The sequence below is a fragment of the Mesorhizobium sp. M4A.F.Ca.ET.090.04.2.1 genome, assembly GCF_003999085.1.
Classification (GTDB): Bacteria; Pseudomonadota; Alphaproteobacteria; order Rhizobiales; family Rhizobiaceae; genus Mesorhizobium.
On record NZ_RZOT01000903.1, the window covers coordinates 1 to 1,103 of the forward strand.

Annotated in this window: 1 protein-coding gene; it reads right to left on the reverse strand. The window is 64.1% G+C overall.

Annotated elements, in window-relative coordinates; all coding sequences use genetic code 11:
• Positions 1-19: 19 nt before the first annotated feature.
• Positions 20-1,103, reverse strand: a 1,084-nt coding sequence (locus EN781_RS33010) for a glutamine synthetase family protein (RefSeq protein ID WP_145965807.1), incomplete at its 5' end; no start/stop codon positions are given.

The window sequence follows — 1,103 nt, forward strand, 5'->3', positions numbered from 1 at the left end:
CCCCTACACCCCTACTCCCCTAAACATTCAGCAACAAATACTCCCGCTCCCACGGGCTGATCACTTCCATGAAGGTCTCGAACTCAGCCCGCTTGATCGCCGCATAGGTGGCGGTGAACGACTTGCCGAGGATCGCGCAGAGTTCCTCGTCGCCTTCGAACAGGTCGACGGCTTCGAGCAGGCTGCGCGGCAGGTCGATCTCATCGGCGTTGGCGGTGGTCAGCACCGGAGGCTCGGCCTTGACCTTGTTGATCATGCCGACCAGGCCGCAGGCGAGCGATGCCGCCAGCGCCAGGTAGGGGTTTGCGTCCGAGGACGGAATGCGGTTTTCGACACGCCGCGCCGCCGGATCCGAACGCGGCACGCGGAAGGCCGTGGTGCGGTTATCGTAGCCCCATTTGTTGTTGACCGGTGCCGATGCCGCCTGCGTCAGCCGCCGGTAGGAATTGACATAGGGCGCGAACATCACCAGCGCGTTCGGCACATGCTTCTGCATGCCGCCAATGAAGTGGAAGAAATCCTCCGTCTCCGAGCCGTCCTCGGCCGAGAACACGTTCCTCCCGGTCTTCCTGTCGACGATCGATTGGTGGATGTGCATGGCCGATCCGGGCTGGCCCTGGATGGGCTTGGCCATGAAGGTGGCGTAAATCTCGTGCTTCAGCGCCGCCTCGCGGATGGTGCGCTTGAACATGAACACCTGGTCGGCGAGCTCGATCGGATCGCCGTGGCGCAAATTGATCTCGAGCTGGCCGGCGCCCTCCTCGTGGATCAGCGTGTCGATCTCCAGGCCTTGCCCTTCGGAAAAATGGTAGATGTCGTCGATCAGCTCGTCGAACTCGTTGACGCCGGCGATCGAATAGCCGGCGCCGCCGCCGATCGGCCGTCCCGAGCGCCCGACCGGCGGCGTCAGCGGATAGTCCGGGTCGGGATTCTTGCGCACCAGGTAGAATTCGATCTCGGGCGCCACAACTGGCCTCAGCCCGCGATCGGCGTAAGCCGCGAGCACGCGCTTCAACACGTTGCGCGGCGTGAACTCGACCGAGCGGCCATCCTGATGGACGAGGTCGCAGATCACCGCCGCCGTCGGGTCCTCTTCCCACGGC